General features: G+C 45.3%; 24 protein-coding genes. 19 read left to right on the top strand and 5 right to left on the bottom strand.

Annotated features, from left to right (window positions below):
* Window positions 1-13 precede the first annotated feature (13 nt).
* The 8 genes from RXX31_RS07930 (at window position 14) to RXX31_RS07895 (ending at window position 4,389) form a co-directional block, all read left to right on the top strand.
* On the top strand, window positions 14-592 hold the full coding sequence (locus RXX31_RS07930) for a DJ-1/PfpI family protein (protein WP_317588564.1): 579 nt from the start codon (window positions 14-16) through the stop codon (window positions 590-592).
* A gap of 34 nt (window positions 593-626) precedes the next feature.
* Complete coding sequence (locus tag RXX31_RS07925) at window positions 627-1,322, top strand: aspartate/glutamate racemase family protein (RefSeq protein ID WP_317588562.1); 696 nt, start codon at window positions 627-629, stop codon at window positions 1,320-1,322.
* Window positions 1,323-1,333: 11 nt separating this feature from the next.
* The gene (locus RXX31_RS07920) at window positions 1,334-1,771 is read left to right on the top strand and encodes a GNAT family N-acetyltransferase (RefSeq protein WP_317588560.1); all 438 of its coding nucleotides are present in this window, start codon (window positions 1,334-1,336) and stop codon (window positions 1,769-1,771) included.
* Between the two features lie 110 nt (window positions 1,772-1,881).
* On the top strand, window positions 1,882-2,250 hold the full coding sequence (locus RXX31_RS07915) for a hypothetical protein (RefSeq protein ID WP_317588558.1): 369 nt from the start codon (window positions 1,882-1,884) through the stop codon (window positions 2,248-2,250).
* Between the two features lie 237 nt (window positions 2,251-2,487).
* Complete coding sequence (locus RXX31_RS07910; protein ID WP_317588557.1) at window positions 2,488-2,850, top strand: VOC family protein; 363 nt, start codon at window positions 2,488-2,490, stop codon at window positions 2,848-2,850.
* A gap of 86 nt (window positions 2,851-2,936) precedes the next feature.
* Window positions 2,937-3,236 carry a hypothetical protein gene (locus RXX31_RS07905; RefSeq protein ID WP_317588556.1) on the top strand — a complete coding sequence of 100 codons (300 nt, stop codon included), beginning with the start codon at window positions 2,937-2,939 and terminating at the stop codon, window positions 3,234-3,236.
* Window positions 3,237-3,268: 32 nt separating this feature from the next.
* A complete protein-coding gene (locus tag RXX31_RS07900; RefSeq protein WP_317588555.1) occupies window positions 3,269-3,985 on the top strand; it encodes a sulfite exporter TauE/SafE family protein in 717 nt (238 codons plus the stop codon).
* A 74-nt stretch (window positions 3,986-4,059) separates the two neighbouring features.
* Window positions 4,060-4,389 (top strand): zinc ribbon domain-containing protein YjdM, encoded by a 330-nt coding sequence (locus RXX31_RS07895; RefSeq protein WP_317588554.1) that lies wholly within the window; start codon window positions 4,060-4,062, stop codon window positions 4,387-4,389.
* Window positions 4,390-4,485: 96 nt separating this feature from the next.
* Here RXX31_RS07895 and RXX31_RS07890 read toward each other — a convergent pair whose 3' ends face one another.
* The 4 genes from RXX31_RS07890 to RXX31_RS07875 all read right to left on the bottom strand — a co-directional run bounded on the left by RXX31_RS07890 (window position 4,486) and on the right by RXX31_RS07875 (window position 8,734).
* A complete protein-coding gene (locus RXX31_RS07890; RefSeq protein ID WP_317588552.1) occupies window positions 4,486-4,686 on the bottom strand; it encodes a hypothetical protein in 201 nt (66 codons plus the stop codon).
* Between the two features lie 362 nt (window positions 4,687-5,048).
* A complete protein-coding gene (locus RXX31_RS07885) occupies window positions 5,049-5,603 on the bottom strand; it encodes a DUF3750 domain-containing protein (RefSeq protein WP_317588550.1) in 555 nt (184 codons plus the stop codon).
* 293 nt (window positions 5,604-5,896) lie between these two features.
* A complete protein-coding gene (locus RXX31_RS07880; RefSeq protein ID WP_317588548.1) occupies window positions 5,897-7,372 on the bottom strand; it encodes a Na+/H+ antiporter NhaC family protein in 1,476 nt (491 codons plus the stop codon).
* Between the two features lie 18 nt (window positions 7,373-7,390).
* Window positions 7,391-8,734, bottom strand: a complete 1,344-nt coding sequence (locus RXX31_RS07875; RefSeq protein ID WP_317588546.1) for a glutamine synthetase family protein — start codon at window positions 8,732-8,734, stop codon at window positions 7,391-7,393.
* Between the two features lie 338 nt (window positions 8,735-9,072).
* On the opposite strand from RXX31_RS07875, the gene RXX31_RS07870 reads away from it, so the two are divergent.
* The 8 genes from RXX31_RS07870 to gabT all read left to right on the top strand — a co-directional run bounded on the left by RXX31_RS07870 (window position 9,073) and on the right by gabT (window position 18,001).
* Window positions 9,073-9,819 carry a gamma-glutamyl-gamma-aminobutyrate hydrolase family protein gene (locus tag RXX31_RS07870; RefSeq protein ID WP_014232025.1) on the top strand — a complete coding sequence of 249 codons (747 nt, stop codon included), beginning with the start codon at window positions 9,073-9,075 and terminating at the stop codon, window positions 9,817-9,819.
* Between the two features lie 17 nt (window positions 9,820-9,836).
* On the top strand, window positions 9,837-10,394 hold the full coding sequence (gene puuR, locus RXX31_RS07865) for an HTH-type transcriptional regulator PuuR (RefSeq protein ID WP_014232024.1): 558 nt from the start codon (window positions 9,837-9,839) through the stop codon (window positions 10,392-10,394).
* 35 nt (window positions 10,395-10,429) lie between these two features.
* Entirely contained in the window at window positions 10,430-11,914 is a 1,485-nt protein-coding gene (locus RXX31_RS07860) for an aldehyde dehydrogenase (RefSeq protein ID WP_317588545.1), read from the top strand.
* A 48-nt stretch (window positions 11,915-11,962) separates the two neighbouring features.
* Complete coding sequence (locus RXX31_RS07855) at window positions 11,963-13,240, top strand: NAD(P)/FAD-dependent oxidoreductase (protein ID WP_014232022.1); 1,278 nt, start codon at window positions 11,963-11,965, stop codon at window positions 13,238-13,240.
* A 17-nt stretch (window positions 13,241-13,257) separates the two neighbouring features.
* Window positions 13,258-14,124: an N-carbamoylputrescine amidase gene (aguB, locus tag RXX31_RS07850; RefSeq protein ID WP_014232021.1), complete on the top strand. Its 867-nt coding sequence runs from the start codon at window positions 13,258-13,260 to the stop codon at window positions 14,122-14,124.
* Window positions 14,125-14,136: 12 nt separating this feature from the next.
* Window positions 14,137-15,219 carry an agmatine deiminase gene (gene aguA / locus RXX31_RS07845; RefSeq protein WP_317588544.1) on the top strand — a complete coding sequence of 361 codons (1,083 nt, stop codon included), beginning with the start codon at window positions 14,137-14,139 and terminating at the stop codon, window positions 15,217-15,219.
* A 71-nt stretch (window positions 15,220-15,290) separates the two neighbouring features.
* Window positions 15,291-16,718, top strand: coding sequence for an NAD-dependent succinate-semialdehyde dehydrogenase (locus RXX31_RS07840; RefSeq protein WP_317588543.1), 1,428 nt, complete (start codon window positions 15,291-15,293; stop codon window positions 16,716-16,718).
* Window positions 16,719-16,729: 11 nt separating this feature from the next.
* On the top strand, window positions 16,730-18,001 hold the full coding sequence (gene gabT, locus RXX31_RS07835; RefSeq protein ID WP_065296923.1) for a 4-aminobutyrate--2-oxoglutarate transaminase: 1,272 nt from the start codon (window positions 16,730-16,732) through the stop codon (window positions 17,999-18,001).
* 96 nt (window positions 18,002-18,097) lie between these two features.
* On the opposite strand, the gene RXX31_RS07830 is transcribed toward gabT, so the two are convergent.
* Window positions 18,098-18,964 (bottom strand): DMT family transporter, encoded by an 867-nt coding sequence (locus RXX31_RS07830; protein ID WP_317588541.1) that lies wholly within the window; start codon window positions 18,962-18,964, stop codon window positions 18,098-18,100.
* Between the two features lie 119 nt (window positions 18,965-19,083).
* On the opposite strand from RXX31_RS07830, the gene RXX31_RS07825 reads away from it, so the two are divergent.
* The 3 genes from RXX31_RS07825 (at window position 19,084) to RXX31_RS07815 (ending at window position 20,538) form a co-directional block, all read left to right on the top strand.
* The gene (locus RXX31_RS07825) at window positions 19,084-19,566 is read left to right on the top strand and encodes a MarR family transcriptional regulator (RefSeq protein WP_317588539.1); all 483 of its coding nucleotides are present in this window, start codon (window positions 19,084-19,086) and stop codon (window positions 19,564-19,566) included.
* A gap of 20 nt (window positions 19,567-19,586) precedes the next feature.
* Window positions 19,587-19,943, top strand: coding sequence for an MmcQ/YjbR family DNA-binding protein (locus RXX31_RS07820; protein ID WP_317588538.1), 357 nt, complete (start codon window positions 19,587-19,589; stop codon window positions 19,941-19,943).
* A 160-nt stretch (window positions 19,944-20,103) separates the two neighbouring features.
* Complete coding sequence (locus RXX31_RS07815; protein WP_243974059.1) at window positions 20,104-20,538, top strand: DUF962 domain-containing protein; 435 nt, start codon at window positions 20,104-20,106, stop codon at window positions 20,536-20,538.
* The last annotated feature ends 157 nt before the right edge of the window (window positions 20,539-20,695 follow it).

Raw genomic sequence — 20,695 nt, 5'->3', positions numbered from 1 at the left:
CATGGAGGCATAAATGAATATTGGAATATATATCTATGATGACGCCGAGGTATTGGATTTTTCCGGACCCTTCGAAGTTTTTAGCACAGCTAAGCGGCTAGAAACAATCGACTGGAACGTGTTCTTTGTAGCAGAAACTAAAAACGCCGTTTCCGCGAGAGGTGGATTCAATGTCTTGCCTCACTATTCCATTGACGACCACCCCGGTATTGATTTGTTGGTCGTTGTGGGAGGTGTGCACACTGAGGAAATGACCAAAGCAACGGTATTGAACTGGATAAAATCGGTCGATCAAAGTGCCAGTCAGGTGGTATCGATATGTACTGGGGCCTTTTTACTAGCCAGTGCCGGGGTGCTCAAGGGCTTAGCGGTGACGACACACTGGGAGGACATCCCCGATTTGAGACATCGATTTCCAGATCTAATGGTGATTGATGATCAACGCTGGGTTACGTCAGGGAAATACACAACTTCTGGAGGCATCTCAGCAGGTATCGACATGAGTTTATATCTTGTCTCACACTTACATAGTCGTGATCTTGCTAAAATGGTCGCGCGTCAAATGGAGTATAACTGGCAGGAATGTCCATAACTGAGCGCTCTATCGCTAAAATAAGGGAAGGTAAATGAAGACGATTGGATTGTTAGGTGGGATGAGTTGGGAGTCAACCGCCAGTTATTATAAGGCACTGAATAAAGGCGTTAAGTCTCAGCTTGGCGGCTTACATTCCGCGAAGATCTGTCTATACAGTGTCGACTTTGACGAAATAGAAAAACTCCAGCATCAAGATAAATGGTCGGAAACCGCTTTGATCCTTGCGGAAGCAGCCAAGTCGGTAGAACGTGGTGGCGCAGATTTCTTAATGATTTGCACAAACACCATGCATAAAGTTGTGCCAGAGATTGAGTCACACATATCGATTCCAATTTTGCATATTGCAGATGCAACGGCAGAAAGTCTGGTTCGAGACGGAGTTACGAAAGTTGGTCTGCTGGGTACGCGATTTACAATGGAGCAAGACTTTTATAAGGGCAGGATCTCAGAGAAATTTGGAATAGAGGTGGTTGTTCCTACTGCTGATGAACAAACCGTCGTTCACGATATTATTTATCAAGAGCTTTGCCTGGGTGAAATAAAAAGCGAATCCCGAGACAGGTACTTGAAAATCATTGCCAATTTGCATGCTCAGGGTGCCCAAGCGGTGATTCTGGGATGTACTGAAATCGCATTATTAGTGAAGCAAAGTGACACGACGGTCCCTTTGTATGACACCACGGAAATTCATGCAGCGCATGGCGTTGAATGGGCATTAGGAAATTAAGGGTCTTTGGCATGGAAATTATTACGGGGAACAGCCCAGAGATCATTCAAGAAGTTCAAGCTATTCGTTATCAGGTGTTCACCGTTGAGCAGCAGATACCGAGAGAATTAGATCTGGATGGATTAGATGGCTGCTCTGTTCATGCGCTAGTTACGGAAAAGGATTCTTCCGTCGCGACAGCCCGATTAACAATAAATGACGACGGTTCTTCCGTTATGGCCAGAGTTGCAGTTACCGAACCTTATCGAGGAATGGGAATCGCGTCGAAAGTTGTCCAGGCTTTAATGGATTACGCTCGGAATGATGGGGTAAGCTCTATCGAAATTCATGCTCATGGATACTTACAACGTTACTATGAGAAGTTTGGTTTTGAGTTTATTCGAGAAGTTGAAATCGTCGGAGAACATCAGTTAATCGAAATGCAGTATCACATCGAAGCGAAAGAGTAGCAGCCTAAACATGATTTTCCACTCATGGCGTGTTGTGGCATCGATTTGAACTGTGATTAGTCGTGAGCGTTCAACTTCACTTAAGGCGGTTTCAACGCTGGGAGGGTATGTTGTCTGATTTGATTAAAAAAGTGGTGCTCATCAATATGGTTGCCGCTTTAACTGTTTTTGTTTTATCGAAGTTAGTGCCTTTCTTTGCCACAACACAGCTCGTCGATTTTTTATTTTTTGTTGTCATCGTTATTTGGGTTTTGGCAAAGCTTATGTGGGAAGGTGGTGTACATAGTAAAGTATCCAGACTCGACAACCCTAGAACAAACAAAGTCTACAAAATGGTAAAAGGCCATGATTTTGACAAAGAGCAACAGGAACAACGTCGGCTTAATTATCAAACTGGGTTAGTGTTCTTTATCGCGGGCATACCAGCATTTGTGGCTTGCCTGGTGCTACAGTTTTTTGAGAGTGGAACGTGTATTTAGCTTTAGCTGAACAAAAGCTCGGTAAAAAACGAGTAATTTCTGCTCTGTTTAAATATACATTACAAAAAATAATTGCGTAAGTTGTTATGAACGCGGTTCTGTTTGAAACTGCGATGCAGTGTGAGGCGGATTTGAAGAGGTTTGGGTTAACGTTTTAAGTGACGGGGAGTTAAATTGAGTCTTTGAGATACGTTAAAATACACATGGACACATAAGACTAAATCACAAGGAACTCTAGTGATCGATCATTTTGAAATTAAAGTCGTTGATTTTGAAAACTGCCGCGACTTCTACCAACATGCACTGTCTCCACTTGGCATTGAATTAAAGTGGACAGATGACGCTGCAGCAGGCTTTGGCTCAACAACGGAGCCTAACGTCAGGTTCCTGATCGAAAAGAGTGATAGTAGTACTAAAAGCCATATCGCGTTTTCGGCTGCTAACAAAATTCAAGTCTCTAAATTTCATCAAGCAGGGTTAAGTTGTGGCGCAATCTGCAATGGGAAACCAGGTTTGAGAGAAGAATATGCCCCTAACTATTATGCTGCTTTCTTGTTCGATCCAGATGGTAATAATGTTGAAGCGTTGGTTTACCTTTAGTCACTGGTTTTAGTCACCAAAGCGTGTTTTTGTATTCGAAGTTGAAAGTGTTTAGTATGGCGTTATTTGCTATCTAAGGAGATAATATGTCAGGAGAAATTATTAAATCGTCCGCTGCTACGATACAAGTTGGTGTGGCAAGAGCGGATGGAAAGCTGTCTCTGACAGACACAGAATTCATTTTTGAACCGTATAACCAGAAACTTGCACTTGGCCCATATATATTGAAACGCAAGGAAATCATTTCGGTCGAGAAGTGCATAGGCAAAGGGGCAGGCCTGATGCCTGTTACGAGTGAAGCAATACGGATTACGCTATCAGACAAACGCGCATACGAGTTTATTATTGCAGAGCCCAATCAGTGGGTACAAGCGTTTGGAGTGTAAATGGGTGTGAGTGCTAACGCTAAGGGAGCGTTGTGTCTGTAGAATTGTTTTTAGGGTTCATTTCGATGATCACCTCCGCCATTGCCGGTATGATTGGTTTTGGTGGAGGGATGCTACTGATCGCAATTTTACCCAACTTCGTTAGCCCTAGCTTAATCATCCCAGTACATGGTGTGACACAGTTAGCTAGTAACTCATCGCGAATGTTTTTCTCGCTTGATCATGTGAAATGGTCGTTACTACCCAAGTTTTTGATTGGTTCACTAATCGGCATGCTGCTGTTTGGTTTCTTCCTCTCGAATATTTCTTTTGACTATGTTCCTGCTGCAATCGGCACCTATATCTTATTGAACCTTTGGAGCAAGCGATTTGCGCATTTTATACGCCGCTATGAAAGCTATTATCTAATTGGATTCCTACAAACTGGATTGGGGCTTATCGTCGGGGCAGTCGGGCCGCTGTCACTATCGGTTCTTACTAAACAGTTGAAATCGAATAATGAAGTCATTGCGACCAGCTCAATGTTTTTGACCATCAGTCACCTGGCTAAGATCCCTGTTTACGCCGCAGTGACGAGTGACCTGCTTTCAAACTTAAATCTCATTATCTATATGGTTATTGGATCTATCCTGGGCTCATTTATTGGTACTAAGGCTAGGTTTAAGGCGGGTAATGACAAAGTCATATGGATAATCAAAGTATTACTGACTTTGTTAGCAATCAGAATGCTCATAACGGTTTTGGGATAACATTTAGGTATTACGTGCAATTTCAGCGTTAGGTATTAACATATGTGGCAAATTTCAATTAATAAGAGTTAGCTATGTCTTTCCCTCCTTGCCCAAACTGTCAATCCGAATATGTTTACCAAGATCAGAATAACCTAATCTGCCCTGAGTGCGGTCATGAATGGAACCCTTCAGAAGTTGAAGAAACTTTTAGCGTTAGTGATGCAAATGGCACGCTATTAGCGGAGGGGGATAAAGTAACTCTAGCCAAAGATCTTAAAGTGAAAGGCAGTTCCCTTGTTTTAAAAATTGGCACTAAAGCCGTCATCAGACGCATCGTCGAAGGTAAAGATCATCAACTGGATTGCAAAGTGGATGGTGCTGGTGAAATGATGGTCACCGCTAAATTCGTCAAGAAGGCGTAAACCTCTCCACTTCTTAAATATTACACCTTTGTAAACAATGAGAATGTGCCCTACAACCGAAGTACACCGTAGGGCACATGTTGTGGAGCTGGAGTTCTAGGAAATATATCTGCGCAGTTCGTGCGGGTACACTCTCACGCCGTTTAGGGTGTTTTCATAAACGGACTGCTCTTGGATGTATGACCAGATGTTGGCGTCGGTGCCTGTTTGTGCTGCGAGTTGGGAGATCACCGTATCGACATCGTGACCGACATAATCTTTCGGATGAATCAACATTTCCTTGATAGCTGATAACATGACAATTCCCTTTAATGTAATTAAATTACCAAACGGTACTATTTAAACGTAGTTTGGTTTTCCAATGTGATCAAGGTTAAATAAATTTTATAAGTTAAAATTCATTTGTGTAAATTATTAACATTTATGGACGCAGAGCTATTTGAGGCAGTTATAAGCAATTGATTTAGTACGGGGAGCATCTGTTTCTGTGTGGAGGAGGATAATTGTTTCATAAAAGAAAAACGGCACCTATCTAGCGCCGTTTTGAGGAAAGAGCTCGTTGAGTTCTTTTTAGTCTAATCGATATTGAGTTTAGACGAGTTGGCCTGCTTTGTATGTTTTTAACACTCTTATCGTGTTGATTTTTTATTGCTCAACAATCAGTTGATGTAGCCACTGCCAATAGCACGAAAAGGCATGTCTAAGTTAAGTTCGGGGATTTGCTGACCCACCCAAGCAGGGAAGGTGTTGCTGTTTGGCCCCGGAAATAGCGTGTATTCATTCGCATAAGGGTACTGGTCTACAATGCGCTGAATTTTCGGAATCAGGTTCTGGGCTTTTTCACCTTGTATAGAAAGTACTTTCTCTGGACGAGCACCATACCAATATCGATCCGGCGTTGCGGTTTGATACGCATAAAGTGCAGGCTGGCCACGGCCGACTCGCCATCCTACAACTTCATAGACGGTATACTCATTGGCATTTTCTGGTTTTACGGCCACCCAGGTGTGTACAGCAAACCAGCCACGCCAACCAAAAGCATCGGCTGCATAAAATTCAATAACGGCCTGTTTAACATTAGAAGGATCAGGAGCAATACCTGCAGGCTCACGGCTGGCTGTACGCCAGTCACCTTGAGTGCAGGCACTTACCAGTACACAGAAAGTTAAGAGAATAGGCTTAAGCAACCGCTTTAAACTCAATCTATATGTCATGCTTTACTCCTAAAGTTCTTCTCATGTCGACTAATCGTTATAAATACTAATGACTACTTAGAGCCGTATCTTCAACATGTGGTCAACTATAAAACTATAACGGTCTGTACGTATTTGTCACTACCAGAGACCACATCGTTGTGCGTTGCTTGTGAGATTGTTTAGGTGCTGACGTAGTAATCAACCGGCATTTTTGGTTGTTTGGATCAAGAGGATAATAGGGGGGCGCAGGAATGAGAGCAGAATAAAGCCCTGCCATTAAAAGCAGGGCTTCTGATTTTCACAGTCAGCGATTATCCAATCATAAGGAAGAAAATGGCTGTCGCAATAATACCGATCAATGCGTAAGGGAACTGGGTTGTTGCGTGTTGCATTGAAGTACAGCCAGAACCTTGAGCAGAAAGTACGGTTGAGTCACTGAAGAAGCACGAGTGGCTACCAGCAGCAGAGGCAGAAAGCAAAGCCGCAACCGTTAGATGTAGTGGTACGCCAAGTTGCTCACCTAGTGGCAGAACGATTGGCATTGCTACTGCAAAGGTACCCCAAGAAGATGCTGTCGCGAACACAAGGCCACCCGTAATCAGGAAGATGATTGCAGGGAAGTAAGAAGCGCTCAGGTATGGGCTTACCGTCTCGATAACGTATTGTGTGACACCTAACGAGTCGTTGACATTTTTCAGCATGAAGCCGCCAATAACCGTTGCAAGTGGCAGTAGCATAACTTTAATGCCATCATAAACAGCTTCAAACATATCATTCATCGAGATAAGTCGTTGGAAGCCGTAGAAGCATACTGTGAAAATGATCGCGACAAATACACCCGCCAATAGATCGATACCGAAGTACCAGCTTGCCGCTACCAGGACAATCATCGGAAGTAGGAAGTTAACGAGACCCATTGTTGGATTAGTATGAGCCGCAACATCAGAACCAAAATCTACATCGGTTGCGCCGTCAGGGCGAACTTGGCCATTTTTCGCGCGTTGTTCTGCTTTTTTCATCGCACCGAGATCTGGGATCTTTTCCATCGCAACCAACAGAACGATGGCTAACGTTACCCAACCGTATGCCATGTATGGGATCGCCTCAATGTAGGTTTGAATCCCTTTGCCTGCCTCAGCAACGCCATTTGACTCAAGCAGTGAGCTAAAGAAGATAGCCCAAGTTGAAATTGGCACAAGAATACAGATTGGTGCCGCAGTTGAGTCAACCAGGTACGACAGTTTTTCACGAGAGATTTGGTAGCCGTCAGTCACCTTCTTCATTGATGACGAAATCGCTATGGCGTTTAAGTAATCGTCGATAAAGATAAGAATACCCAAGGCGAAAGTCATCACCATTGATTGTTTGCGGCTCTTAACTTTTGTTACCAGCATATCTGAGAAGCTTAAGATACTGCCGCCTTTCTCAAGAATCGCGATCAGGCCACCCATCAAGCCACAGACCAGAATGATCCAAGCAATGGTTTCATCCATCATGACCGTCATCGAGATATCAACGATTTGTTCTACCGCCTCAGTTGGGTTGAGGAGTAAAACCCCGGCAATCGCGCCGCTAAAAAGCGCTTCTACTGTACGGTGCGTTGTTAAAGCGAAGACCAAAACCAACGCGGTTGGCAGCAGACTCATCCATCCGTATGCTTGCCCTTCTTCGTGATTTAATCCGATCGTTGTAAAAAGTACGAATGTCGCAACACAAATTAACGAGATAATCATATGTTGCATATTGAATTTTAGCGGCGCTTCCATCGCCTTTGTTTGCGTAGTCATAAATTACATTTCCTTTGTTTATGCCGAGTGCAACATCCAGTCAATTTCCAGTGGCGTGATAGCGCGCTCAAATTCAGCGAGTTCACTGCGTTTGCAAGCTAAATACATATCGATAAAGTCCCTTGAAATGTACTGAGCCAGCTCACTGTGGTCCAACTGCTCTAGAGCTTCTGACATACGCACAGGTAAGTCAATCGCGTCGTCGCTTAAGGTTGATGGACATTGGTCTTTGCTATAGTTTTCGCTCGCTAATACCGCGGAAAGTACTACTGCAGCGAGAATGTAAGGGTTAACGTCAGCGCCTGCGATACGATGTTCTATGCGACGGTTTTTGCTATCGCTGATAGGAACACGTAACGCAACACCACGATGGTTTTCGCCCCAGTCCGCTTTTGTCGGAACGTAAGCACCAGGAACAAATCGGCGGAAAGAGTTTACATTAGGACAAATTAATCCCATGGCATCTGATGTTTGTTCAAGCATCGCCGCCATAGTTTGATAAAAGAGGGGACTTGCTTCGCCATCTTGTTGGCTAAAGTGGTTGTTGCCAGCGCTATCCATCAAACTTAAGTGGATGTGCATACCGTTACCAGCTTGATCGCCGAAAGGCTTAGCCATAAACGTTGCATCGAATCCGTGCTGGTGGGCCACCTGACGAATCAGACGCTTAGCGATAATGATCTCGTCACACGCACGAAGGACATCTTTTGAGTGGTTAAAGTTGATTTCAAATTGGCCCGGAGCAGATTCGGAAAGAGCGCCTGAGGTATTTAAGCCCTGTTCCAAGGCGATTTTGTTGAGATCAGATAAGAAGTCTGCATAGTCATCAAGCCCATCTAAGTCGTACACCTCGGTATCTTTTTCGCGTGTTTTCTTAGTAGGGTTGATGGCAGTTAAAGGTGTGCCATTCTCGCCGCGCTGTTTATCAATTAAGTAAAACTCCAGTTCCAGAGCAACACAAGGGTACTGATCTTTAGCCTTTAACTTTTCAAGCATCGAAGCGAGGATATTGCGAATGAACAAAGGATTTGGTCGTTTTCCTGAATCATCCATCATGCTCAGTAGTAATTGGCCGACTTGTTCTTTCGCGGTTGGCATCAATGTACCGCTAATAGGGAAACAAAGATTGTCAGGTTCGCCCAAGTCTTCGCCTAATCCTGCCGTTTCTACCACATTACCTTTCGTATCGAGAGTAATGGTTGAAAGAGGTAATGCGACACCTTTGTTAAGCTTTTCCAGAGCCTCTACCGGGATACGTTTGCCTCTTGGTGTTGCATTGATGTCGGTAAAGATCAGGTCGACGAACTCGATGTTGGGCCACTGTTGTTTAAAATTTTGAACTTCCTGTAGATACGATTCCATTTTTTCTCCAATAGCCAGATGAGTAGAAATTAGAGATAGCTAAATTAACAATTAAATTACAAAGCGTTAATTAATGTGCGTGTTAATTCAGTTATATTTAATTTAAACAACCACTTATCTTGTGTTCTGACTTTTTAATGGGTTATTTTTGCGCTTTGTTGTTAACTATTTTGTAACAGTCGTTTTTGTTTTGTTCAATATAATGAGCATAAATATTCAATTTAATGACCTAAAAAGTGCTCTGTGTCACATTGTGGCGATAATATCGAACGTCGATGTTGATAATTTTGTACACGGTTTGTAGTGTTGATGTTAAATAAATTGAACGCGGATATGTTATGACAACGACACGCAAACCCATCATTGGCGTTGTTAGCTGCACCAAGGAGTTAGGTGGTTACCAAATTCAGGCAGTCAATGATTTTTACCTACGCGCAGTGAAAGACTTTGGTGGTCTACCTGTTATGTTAGCGCCGGATATGTCGAGTGATGAAGTCGACTCAATCCTGGAGCTTTGTGACGGTTTCTTGTTCCCGGGCAGCCACTCAAATGTTGCGCCACATCGCTACAACGCTAGCCATACTGAGAATAAGAAAGATGAAGCACGCGATGAATTGGCACTGAACCTGATTCGACACGCAGTAGATAAAGACATCCCTTGTCTTGGTATTTGTCGCGGTTTCCAGGAGATGAACGTTGCATTAGGTGGCACCCTTAACCCTGCGGTTCACGATTCTGGTTTTAATGATCACCGCGAAGCACCTGTTGATGATTTCGAACAGAAATACGCACCTGCTCATGCAGTATTGGTTCAAAAAGAGAGCTTATTTGAACAATGGTTAGTTGAAAATCATTGGGAAAATACGACCTTCTTTGAAGTCAATACGCTGCACAATCAAGGTGTTGATCAGCTAGCGCCACAGCTTAAAGTTGAAGCGAAAGCACCCGATGGTTTGATAGAAGCTTTTAGCCTGGCTGGGCAAAAATATTTCGTTGGCGTGCAGTGGCACCCAGAATGGAAAGCAAAAACCAATCATTTCTCACAAATTTTATTCAAAGAATTTATTATGGCGGCTTCTCTTTAATTTTTGGAGCCACATGAATGGACAATCAAGAGATTGGTAGAAATATTGTTCAGTTAAGAAAAAAACATGGATTGTCACAACGAGAATTAGCCGAGCGAGCGGGCATTACTCACAGTGCTATTTCATCGATTGAAAATGGCAAAGTGAGCCCTTCGGTTAGCTCGTTGCAAAAAATAGTGAACGTATTTTCTTTATCTCTGTCGGAGTTTTTCATTTTTGAACAAACTCAGAATGATGAAGTGAAAGTTGTCGTTACGCCAGAAGAACTGGTCGAAATGGGCAGTGAAACCGTTTCGATGAAACTGGTGACTAACGGCACGAAAGAGCAGGTAATTGGATTCCTGATCGAAGAATATGCACCACACGGAACAACTGGTTCAGCTGAAATAAAACACGAAGGCGAAGAAATTGGCACGGTACTAGAGGGTGAAATCACTCTGGAATACAAAGGCCGTTCGTTCGTCATCAAAGAAGGTGAGTCGTACGTGATTGATACGACGCAGCCACACAGATTTACGAATCACACAGACAAGGCTTGTCGAATGATAAGCGCGCATACGCCAACCACATTCTAAGTGGTGCTTGCCTTGTGTGATAACAAGGAGAGCGTATGAAAACTCAAGAACAATGGATTGAACTTAAGAACAATCTAAACATCGAAAACAGGGCGTACATCAACGGTGAATACAGCGCAGCATTAAGTGGAAAAACGATCCCTGTCGTTAATCCAGCAACAGACGAAATATTTACCGAAATTGCTCGTTGTGAAAGTGAAGATGTCGATCTTGCGGTGTCATACGCTCGTAAAGCATTTCAATCAGGTCAGTGGAGTGAAAGCAGCCCTGCACATCGTAAAGCGATTCTAAAACAGTTCGCTGATCTGATAGACAAAAACCGTGAAGAGTTGGCTCTGCTTGAAACTCTGGATACCGGTAAACCTATTTCTCACAGCTTCTCTACAGATATCCCAGGCGCAGCTTCATCATTACGCTGGTACGCAGAAGCGATCGATAAAGTCTATGGCAAAGTCGCGCCAACAGAAAAAGATGTTCACGCGTTTATTTCTCACCAAGCGATTGGTGTTGTCGCGGCAGTTGTTCCATGGAACTTCCCACTTTGGCTAGCTTGCTGGAAGCTTGGTCCAGCTCTTGCGGCAGGCAACAGCGTGATCCTTAAGCCGTCAGAAAAGTCCTCACTCACTGCTATCTTCTTAGGTCAACTTGCAGAACAAGCTGGTTTGCCAAAGGGAGTGTTCCAGGTCATCACAGGTTTTGGTCATGAAGCGGGTGACGCGCTGGCAACACACGACGACGTGGATTGTATCGCTTTCACTGGTTCTACGCGCATCGCTGGCCAGCTGATGGTTCGTTCTGGCGAAAGCAACCTGAAACGTGTCTTTGCAGAAGCAGGTGGTAAGAACGCCAACATCGTATTCGAAGATTGTGACGATTTAGACCGCGCGGCGGCTGAAACGGCAGCGGGTTGTTTCTATAACCAGGGTGAAGTGTGTGTGGCAGCAACGCGTCTGCTGATTCATGAAAGCATTAAAGAGCAGTTCATTGAAAAAGTGATCGAAGCGGCTAAAGCTTTTGCACCAAAAGATCCAATGGATCCTAGTTCTTCTATGGGTGCGCTTATCGACCAGGACCACAAATCAAAAGTGTTGGAATACATTACTTTAGGCCAGTCTGAAGGCGCCGTTTTGCGCTGTGGTGGCAATGTTGAAGGTCAAGGTGCGTTCGTCGAGCCAACTATTTTGGATAACGTGGATAATCAATACCGCGTTGCTCAAGAGGAAATCTTCGGACCAGTACTCTGTGTAATTCCATTCAAGGATGAAGCACAAGCTATCGAAATTGCCAACGACTCTAAGTACGGCCTGGGCGCGGCACTTTGGAGCAGCAACATCAACCGTGTTCACCGAGTCGCTAAACGACTGCAAGCCGGCTCGGTATGGGTGAACAACTACAACGAAGGTGACATGACGGTTCCATTCGGTGGGTTCAAAATGAGCGGAAATGGGCGAGATAAATCGCTGCACGCTATTGAGAAATTCACGGAGACCAAGACCACTTGGATTCGCCTTCACGCCTAAAAAGGCACACGTTCTAACCCAGCTGACGATTAATAAAGGAATATCACTATGAACAAGCATACGGATTCGTTCTACGCGCACTCTGTGCCAAATATGCCGGACTACCCACAACTTCAAGACAACATCGAGTGTGATGTGTGTGTGGTTGGCGCCGGCTTCTCTGGTCTTTCTTCTGCACTGCATCTTGCAGAAAAGGGTTTCAAAGTCGTTGTGCTGGAAAGTGCAAAAGTAGGTTTTGGAGCAACTGGTCGTAACGGTGGCCAGATCGTCAACAGTTACAGCCGAGATGTTGACGTCATTGAAAGCCGTTACGACCAACGCCAGGCAAAAGCATTGTGCGACATGATCTTTGAAGGTGGCGACATCATCCGTGGTCTGGTTGATAAATACGACATTGAATGTGATTTAAAACAAGGTGGCTTGTTCACGGCATTGAATAAGAAGCAGCTTAAAGGTCTTGAAGAGCATAAGAAAAACTGGGAACGCTACGGCAACGATCAGCTCACTTTGCTGGATGCAGGTGAAGTTGAAAAGGCCGTAGGTACTAAAGTTTATACTGGCGGTCTGCTGGACATGCGTGGTGGCCACATCCACCCGCTTAAACTGGCGTTAGGCGAAGCGGCGGCATTTGTTTCTCTGGGTGGCCAAATTTTTGAACAGTCTGCTGTGCTATCGATTGATAAAGGTATTAATCCAGTAGTGAAAACGGCGCAAGGCAGCGTTAAGAGCAAATACGTTGTACTGGCAGGTAACGCGTACCTGGGCGGCCTGGCACCGAATATAAGTAATAAAGCGATTCCTTGTGGAACACAGGTTATTGCTACGGAACCACTGAATGAAGAGCAGCTAAAGCAAGTACTGACCAGTGACTACTGTGTTGAAGACTGTAACTACCTGCTGGACTACTTCCGCTTAACAGCAGACAAGCGAATGCTTTTCGGAGGCGGCGTCGTTTACGGTGCGCGTGACCCAGAAAACGTAGAGTCGTTGATTCGTCCAAAACTAGAAAAAGTCTTCCCACAGTTGAAGGGCATTAAGATTGATTATGCGTGGACAGGAAACTTCCTGCTGACTTATTCACGCATGCCTCAGTTCGGCTCATTTGCAGACAACATTTACTACCTACAAGGCTACAGTGGCCACGGCGTTACGTGTACACACCTTGCAGGTAAGCTTCTAGCTGAAGCTTTAACCGGACACGCGGAACGCTTTGATGCGTTTGCAGCACTAAAACACTACTCCTTCCCGGGTGGCCGTCACTTCCAAATTCCATTTACAGCAATGGGTGCGGCTTACTACAACTTACGTGACAAACTAGCGATTTAAGAGATAAGGAATATCCAATGAGCAAAGTCGTTAAATTTGCAGCTCTTCAACTGACTAAGAGCTGGGATCTGGAAGATAACCTAGAAAAAGCAAAAAAGGCGATTCGTGAAGCGGCACAAAATGGTGCGAATGTGATTCTTCCTCAGGAACTATTCGCAGCGCCTTACTTCTGCAAAAAACAAGAAGCGAAATACTTTGAATTAGCGGAAGAAACAGAGAATTGTCGCCTTATCAAAGAGATGAGTGCTTTGGCTAAAGAGCTGGGTGTGGTTATTCCTGTTAGCTATTTTGAAAAAGCGGGTAATACCTTTTTTAACTCGCTAGTGATGATCGATGCTGACGGCACGGTACTGGAAAACTACCGTAAATCTCACATCCCTGACGGCCCTGGCTACAGCGAAAAGTACTACTTTAGCCCTGGTGACACTGGCTTCAAAGTATGGCAAACCAAGTTTGGTAAATTTGGTGCGGGCATTTGCTGGGATCAATGGTTCCCAGAGCTAGCACGTAGTCTGGCTTTGCATGGTGCAGAAGCGATTTTCTACCCAACGGCAATCGGCTCTGAACCACAAGATCCAACTTTGGACTCTCGTGACCACTGGCAGCGTACGATGCAAGGTCACTCTGCGGCAAACTTAGTGCCGGTAATCGCTTCAAACCGAGTCGGTACAGAAGTGGATGACGGCATTGAAACCACGTTTTACGGCTCTTCTTTCATTACTGACCACACGGGTGCAAAAATTGCGGAAGCGCCACGTGAAGGCGAGACGATCATTTACGCAGAGATCGATCTAGAAGCAACAGCAAAAGCTCGTCACGCTTGGGGTCTGTTCCGCGACCGTCGTCCAGAGCTATACACAAGCGTTGGAAAACTGGCTGTTTAAAGAGGCGTTACTATGAAGTTATCTACAACACCAGCACAAGATGGCTTCTATTTTCCGGCTGAATTTCAGCCGGTAAGTGAAGTCTGGCTAGCTTGGCCCGAAAGACGTGATAACTGGCGTGACGGTGCGGTTCCTGCACAGGAGACGTTTGCCAGAATTGCCAACGCAATTGTCGACGTGACCAAAGTCAGTGTTGCAGTGTGTTCTCACAACTTTGACCGTGCGCGAAAGTTGCTTCATCCCGACGTTCGTTTGGTAGAAATTCCATTTAACGATGCGTGGATGCGAGATATTGGCCCAACGGTTGTTGTGAATCAAACGGGTGATCGCCGTGGTATTAGCTGGAAGTTCAATGCTTGGGGCGGAGAATACAACGGCTTGTATGAAAACTGGCAGCAAGATGATTTAGTTGCAGGCTCAGTGTGCGACATCATCGGTATTGATTACTACCGTGCCCCGTTTGTACTTGAAGGTGGCTCGATTCATACCGATGGAGAAGGGACGCTTTACACGACAGAAGAGTGCCTGCTTAGTCCGGGTCGTAACCCTCACTTGAGCAAAACGGAAATTGAAGAGCAGTTAAAAGTTTACCTAGGCATCGAAAAAGTCATTTGGGTTCCAAATGGTTTATTCAATGACGAAACGGATGGTCACGTGGATAACCTGCTGCATGTGATTGCACCGGGTAAAGTCGTGTTGAGTTGGACTGACGATCCTAGCGATCCGCAGTACGAGCTTTCCAGACAAGCTGAAAAAGCGCTGAAGTCACAGCAAGACGCAAAGGGACGCGATATCGAGATTGTCCGTCTACCAATACCAGGGCCACTGCACTACAGTGAAGCTGAAGCCAATGGCATTGATGCGAGTGCAGGAATGAGCAGACAAGCAGGTGAGCGCCTCAGTGCGTCATACGCGAACTTCCTCATTGTGAACGAACATGTATTTTTGCCGATGCTCGACGAAGAAACGGATGCGATCGCAATCGAAATTTTGCAAAACGCGATGCCAGAGCATCAAATCATTGCTATACCGTCAAGAGAAGTGCTGCTTGGCGGTGGAAATATTCACTGCATTACACAGCAGATCCCAGCTTAAAAAGCGAAATACATCGCCACGATTTGCTTCGTTAGTGTGGCGCTGTTGAAAAGCGGTTAAAAGGAATAACCATGGAACAGATTAAAAACAAAAGCCTTCTTTCGTTCATGGTGGCGAGTGAAGTGCAAGGTACAGCGGTAACCAACCCAGCCACGGGCGAAGTGCTTGGCTACGCGCCAGTGACGACTGAATCCGACATTCTGGACGGTATTGAACGCGCTAGCGTTGCACAAAAAGAATGGGCGGCGCTGCCAGCGAAAACTCGCTCTGGCTTGCTGAATCGTTGGTACCAACTTCTGTTAGAAAATAAAGAAGATCTTGGCCGCCTGATGACACTAGAGCAAGGCAAGCCGTTGGCTGAAGCTCAAGGCGAAGTTCTTTACGGTGCAAGCTTTATCGAATGGTTTGCAGAAGAAGCGAAACGTACTTACGGTGACACCATTCCAGCACCAAGTGCAGACAAGCGTTTGGTGACCATTAAACAGCCAATTGGTGTAGCGTGTGCCATTACGCCGTGGAACTTCCCAATTGCAATGATCACCCGTAAAGCGGGTCCGGCATTAGCGGCAGGTTGTACTTTTATCGTGAAACCGTCAGAAGCCACACCATTTTCTGCATTTGCAGTGGCTGAACTCGCTTATCAAGCGGGTATTCCAAGAGACGTACTTCAAGTTGTTCTTGGGGAAAGCTCTCGTCAGATTGGTGCAATTTTCACGTCACACCCACTAATTCGTAAGCTTTCGTTTACCGGTTCTACTCAAGTCGGCAGTGTGCTGATGCAGCAATGTGCGGGTGACGTAAAACGCACGTCCATGGAGCTGGGTGGCAATGCACCATTCATCGTATTTGATGATGCAGATATCGATGCCGCAGTAACTGGTGCGATGGCGTCTAAATTCCGCAATACTGGCCAAACGTGTGTTTGTGCGAACCGTTTCTACGTACACAGCAAAGTGTATGACGAGTTTGTCACTAAGTTTGATGCCGCCGTTCAGCAGCTTAAAGTTGGCAATGGCCTGGAAGAGGGCGTGAATATCGGCCCGGTGATCAGCGAGTCAGCGAAGCAGGGCATCCAAGCGTTAATTGATGGTGCTATCGAGCAAGGTGCGAAGCCAGTCACTGAGCTTAAAGAGCTTGATGGCTTGTTCATGCAGCCAGTGGTGCTAAAAGATGTGACTCACGACATGAAGATTGTCTCTGAAGAAATCTTCGGCCCTGTCGCGCCAGTGATTCGCTTTGATACTGATGAACAGCTTATCGAAATGGCGAACGATACGATTTACGGCTTAGCATCATACTTCTATAGCCAGAACATTCACCGTGTTTGGAAGATCGCAGAAGCGCTTGAATACGGCATGGTGGGTATTAACGAAGGCATGATCTCTACTGAAGTGGCTCCTTTCGGTGGTGTTAAACAGTCCGGCATCGGACGTGAAGGAGCAAAACAAGGTATCGATGAATACATGGACGTGAAATATCTCTGCTTTGGCGGTAACTAAGGATAAAAACAATGACTAACCAACAACTACACGAAAGAAGAAACCAGGTAATTGCTCAAGGTATGGGTGCGTTATACCCGCTTTACGTAGAGAAAGCAGAAAACGCGCATGTTTGGGATATTGAAGGTAACAAGTACATCGATTTCGCGGCGGGCATTGCGGTGACTAATACTGGTCATTCTCATAAGCGCATCAGCGAAGCGGTAAAAGCTCAGCTCGATAACTTCTCACACACTTGTGCAATGGTGACGCCTTACGCATCATTCGTCGAGCTGGCGGAAAAATTAACTGAACTTGCTCCGGGTGAGACTAAGAAGAAAGCCATCTTCCTGACAACAGGTGCAGAAGCGGTTGAAAACGCCGTGAAAGTAGCACGTGCTCACACTGGCCGTAGCGGCGTGATTGCGTTTAAAGGTGGCTTCCATGGTCGTACTAACATGACAATGGGTCTAACGGGTAAAGTCGCGCCATACAAAGCAGGCTTTGGTCCTTTCCCAAATGAAATCTACCACGCACCATACCCAAATGCGTTCCACGGCATCAGTGTTGAGCAAAGCCTACAAGCGATCGATGATCTGTTTGCTTGTGATATCGAGCCTTCACGCGTTGCAGCGATCATTTTTGAACCTGTACAAGGCGAGGGTGGTTTCTACAAAGCGCCTGAAGCGTTTGCACAAGGCTTGCGTGAGTTGTGTGACAAGCACGGTATTATGCTGATTGCCGATGAAATCCAGACAGGCTTCGCCCGTACGGGTAAGATGTTTGCGACCGAATACCTAGGTATTGAACCAGATCTAATGACGATGGCGAAAGGCATTGCGGGTGGTTTCCCTATCTCAGCTGTGGTTGGTAAAGCAGATGTCATGGACTCTGCACTTCCAGGTGGCTTAGGCGGCACGTATGCTGGCTCTCCACTAGGTTGTGTTGCTGGTCTGGAAGTACTGAAAATCATCGAAGAAGAAGACTTGTGTGCGAAAGCGATGGGCATTGGCGAAGTGGTTAATGCACGTATGACTGAGCTACAAAAATCTGTACCTGCGATTGGTGAAATCCGTACCACTGGTGCAATGATGGCGATTGAATTTACTGATCCAGAAACTGGCAAGCCTCTGCAAGACATGACCAAAGCGGTCATTGCTAAAGCGCAAGAGAACGGTCTCATTTTGCTTTCTTGTGGGGTAAAAGCGAACGTTATTCGTCTGCTTCCACCGCTAACTATCGAGTCAGAAGTACTGAACGAAGGTTTAGACAAACTGGAAAAAATCATTCTTGAGCTGGCGTAGTACCCAGTAAACAAATCGAGCCTTAATTCAAAGAGGAAGTCAGCTGACTTCCTCTTTTTGATCAATCTGCTCCGTCCTAAAGAAGGTTGGTCATGCCTACTTGAAAAATTTCATCACCAGTTGTGGTAGTAGCGATACCAGGATCATACCCAACATCAAGCTATATTGAACAGGCGTGAAGCTTTCTCCAAGCAGTAACAAGCCAGATAAAATACCAGCAATCGGATTAATGATGTTGCCAAAGGTAAAATCAACCACAGACATTCTTTGCAGAAGCCAGACATACATGGTGTAGCTTAATGCGGTATTAAGAATAATCACCCAGAGCAGCCCCAGGATGTTAGTAAGCGACGTATGTCGTACCGCACTGAGATATGGCTCCGGATCGAGGCTAGCCATAACAGCGGAAACAATCGTCAGAATCACGCCACCAATGATCAACTGCCAAGTCAGGACCGTCCACCAATGCATTCTTGTACCGAGTGCTTTAGTAACGCTGCTGCCGATCACAATACACATAATGGCAGAAAGCATGGCAATCAAACCAACCGGATTCAGTGTGATGGTTGCCGGATTAAATAGCAGCCACGCGAGGGCAACCAAAGCAAGGCCTCGGCATACCTGTAACGCGTTAGGTCGGCGTTTATAGACCACCCAACTGTACAGCATCGCAAATACGGGTAATGAAACCATACCCACGCCTGAAATCGCCGCAGGCAGTGTGAGTGCCATGACAAAGACAAGGCAGAAGAACAGCGCGATGTTGATCGTGCCTAATACAAGCAGGGCTTTCCACTCGTGCTTTTTCGGCAATGTCGGCTTTATCGCGAGCAGCAGTAAGCCCGCAGGCAGCGCGCGCAAGACACCCAGCAGAATAGGAGGCCAATCTGGCACCGTATACTGCGTAACCGCGTAAGTCGTGCCCCAGAAAAACGCCGGGATCATGGCGAGTAAAATGTTCATGTCAAATATCTTTACGTTAAGATAATTAAGTGCAAAGATACGCCTTAGGTTACTTTTTGTAAAGTATCTTCATGTTAAAGTAATTAGACAAGCCGCGTTGCTTTGGAGAGAAGTAAGAAATGGACGCAATTGATAGACTGGTAGAGCAGTGGTTTAAAGAAAAGCCTGAGCTCGACACACAGCCGATGGCCATCATGGGGCGATTAATGAGAATTGCCAAACACATGGAGACTCGAGTCGCAGAGCTTCATAAACAGTATGACCTTAAAATGGGCGAATTTGATGTACTGGCGACGTTGCGTCGAGCAGGAGCGCCATACTGTTTGACGCCATCAGCCTTGATCGAGTCAATGATGCTCACGTCCGGAGCGATGACCAACCGATTAGATAAGTTGGAAACGAAAGGTTTAATTGTCAGAGAACATAGTAAGGAAGATAGACGCAGTGTCACGGTTGAATTGACGGCTAAGGGTTTGATGCTTATCGATAAGTTGATTGTTGAACATGTTGAGGTTCAACGAGGCTTTATGCATGGCTTGTCTGATGAAGAAAAGTTAAAGCTTAATGAGGCGTTAAAGAACTTGTTGCCACAGTTTGAATAAAATCAATTGCGGGGTGTGGGATGCAAATCAAAGTGTTAGAAACGTACCTTAATACGTTTATGTGCGCGGAAAGCGACTTTCCGTTTGGACCTGAAGCATTAGTCTTTAAGATCAAAGGGAAAATGTTCGCAATACTTGCCCAAAGAGAGGGTCGAGACTACGTCAGTGTAAAAGTAAAACCCGAGGATGGTGAAGTGCTGACTTCTCAGTTCACTGATATCACCCCCGGTTACCATTTGAATAAAAAACACTGGGTCACGGTGTATTTCAATGGAGATGTCGAGGATGGACTTATTCAGGATTTATGTGAACGTTCATACGAGCTTGTCATTGCTAAGTTGACAAAAGCACAGCGAGCTTCGTTAGGTTTCGCGTAGTTAGAGCACAGATAAATCAGAGTATTGGCAGGAGAAAGCGACGGATATCTCGCTCTTATCACCATGACCGAATTGAATTATTAGCTCGTGTTTCAGAAAAACTCGCGCCTTTATTAAGTACAGGCTATATAAAAAGTATAAGGGCAAAGAGGGAAATGCTATGCGAGCACTATCTGACTGGCTTAAAGCCTATGGGGAAAGTCATCAAAACCCAATCAATCGAAAAATTCACGCGATAGCCGTGCCCGGCATTTATCTTTCTGTCGTTGGGTTAATTTGGTCGATTCCTCAATTGTCTATCGTCGGTTATCAAATAAATTGGGTATGGTTAGCCGTCATTCCTGTTTGGATATTTTATTACCGGTTGTCTCTCAGTGTCTTCATGATGATGCTGGGCTATACATTGGCGTGTATTGGCTTAATCTGGTCATTGGAAGTGCTCCAACTTCCGGTTCTATATATCTCTTTACTTATTTTTGGTGTTCTCTGGATGTTGCAATTCATCGGGCACAAAATAGAAGGAACCAAGCCTTCATTTTACGAAGACTTACAATTTCTTCTCATTGGCCCTGTCTGGGTGTTTAGAAAGCAATAACCACATCGCATCTGGTTAACCCTGTATGAGCAAAGGCTTGGGTTACAACTTGTTTATTCACTAGCCTGCATCGCTTCATGCTCTCCATAACGCTGTCCAAAATATTTAGGCTGATCGGCTGGTTTGGACAGCAATGCCTTGTTATTCACACTATGCT

Source organism: Vibrio sp. EA2, assembly GCF_033042495.1.
Taxonomy (GTDB): Bacteria; Pseudomonadota; Gammaproteobacteria; order Enterobacterales; family Vibrionaceae; genus Vibrio.
Note: the sequence above shows the minus strand (reverse complement) of the source record. Positions and strands in the feature narration are given on the sequence as shown.

Bases quoted from the DNA above. Each gene is read 5' to 3' on its own strand.
- RXX31_RS07930 (WP_317588564.1), top strand. From the start codon at position 14: ATGAATATTGGAATATATATCTATGATGACGCCGAGGTATTGGATTTT.
- RXX31_RS07925 (WP_317588562.1), top strand. From the start codon at position 627: ATGAAGACGATTGGATTGTTAGGTGGGATGAGTTGGGAGTCAACCGCC.
- RXX31_RS07920 (WP_317588560.1), top strand. From the start codon at position 1,334: ATGGAAATTATTACGGGGAACAGCCCAGAGATCATTCAAGAAGTTCAA.
- RXX31_RS07905 (WP_317588556.1), top strand. From the start codon at position 2,937: ATGTCAGGAGAAATTATTAAATCGTCCGCTGCTACGATACAAGTTGGT.
- RXX31_RS07895 (WP_317588554.1), top strand. From the start codon at position 4,060: ATGTCTTTCCCTCCTTGCCCAAACTGTCAATCCGAATATGTTTACCAA.
- RXX31_RS07890 (WP_317588552.1), bottom strand. From the start codon at position 4,686: ATGTTATCAGCTATCAAGGAAATGTTGATTCATCCGAAAGATTATGTC.
- RXX31_RS07885 (WP_317588550.1), bottom strand. From the start codon at position 5,603: ATGACATATAGATTGAGTTTAAAGCGGTTGCTTAAGCCTATTCTCTTA.
- RXX31_RS07880 (WP_317588548.1), bottom strand. From the start codon at position 7,372: ATGACTACGCAAACAAAGGCGATGGAAGCGCCGCTAAAATTCAATATG.
- RXX31_RS07875 (WP_317588546.1), bottom strand. From the start codon at position 8,734: ATGGAATCGTATCTACAGGAAGTTCAAAATTTTAAACAACAGTGGCCC.
- RXX31_RS07870 (WP_014232025.1), top strand. From the start codon at position 9,073: ATGACAACGACACGCAAACCCATCATTGGCGTTGTTAGCTGCACCAAG.
- puuR (WP_014232024.1), top strand. From the start codon at position 9,837: ATGGACAATCAAGAGATTGGTAGAAATATTGTTCAGTTAAGAAAAAAA.
- RXX31_RS07860 (WP_317588545.1), top strand. From the start codon at position 10,430: ATGAAAACTCAAGAACAATGGATTGAACTTAAGAACAATCTAAACATC.
- RXX31_RS07855 (WP_014232022.1), top strand. From the start codon at position 11,963: ATGAACAAGCATACGGATTCGTTCTACGCGCACTCTGTGCCAAATATG.
- aguB (WP_014232021.1), top strand. From the start codon at position 13,258: ATGAGCAAAGTCGTTAAATTTGCAGCTCTTCAACTGACTAAGAGCTGG.
- aguA (WP_317588544.1), top strand. From the start codon at position 14,137: ATGAAGTTATCTACAACACCAGCACAAGATGGCTTCTATTTTCCGGCT.
- RXX31_RS07840 (WP_317588543.1), top strand. From the start codon at position 15,291: ATGGAACAGATTAAAAACAAAAGCCTTCTTTCGTTCATGGTGGCGAGT.
- gabT (WP_065296923.1), top strand. From the start codon at position 16,730: ATGACTAACCAACAACTACACGAAAGAAGAAACCAGGTAATTGCTCAA.
- RXX31_RS07830 (WP_317588541.1), bottom strand. From the start codon at position 18,964: ATGAACATTTTACTCGCCATGATCCCGGCGTTTTTCTGGGGCACGACT.
- RXX31_RS07825 (WP_317588539.1), top strand. From the start codon at position 19,084: ATGGACGCAATTGATAGACTGGTAGAGCAGTGGTTTAAAGAAAAGCCT.
- RXX31_RS07820 (WP_317588538.1), top strand. From the start codon at position 19,587: ATGCAAATCAAAGTGTTAGAAACGTACCTTAATACGTTTATGTGCGCG.
- RXX31_RS07815 (WP_243974059.1), top strand. From the start codon at position 20,104: ATGCGAGCACTATCTGACTGGCTTAAAGCCTATGGGGAAAGTCATCAA.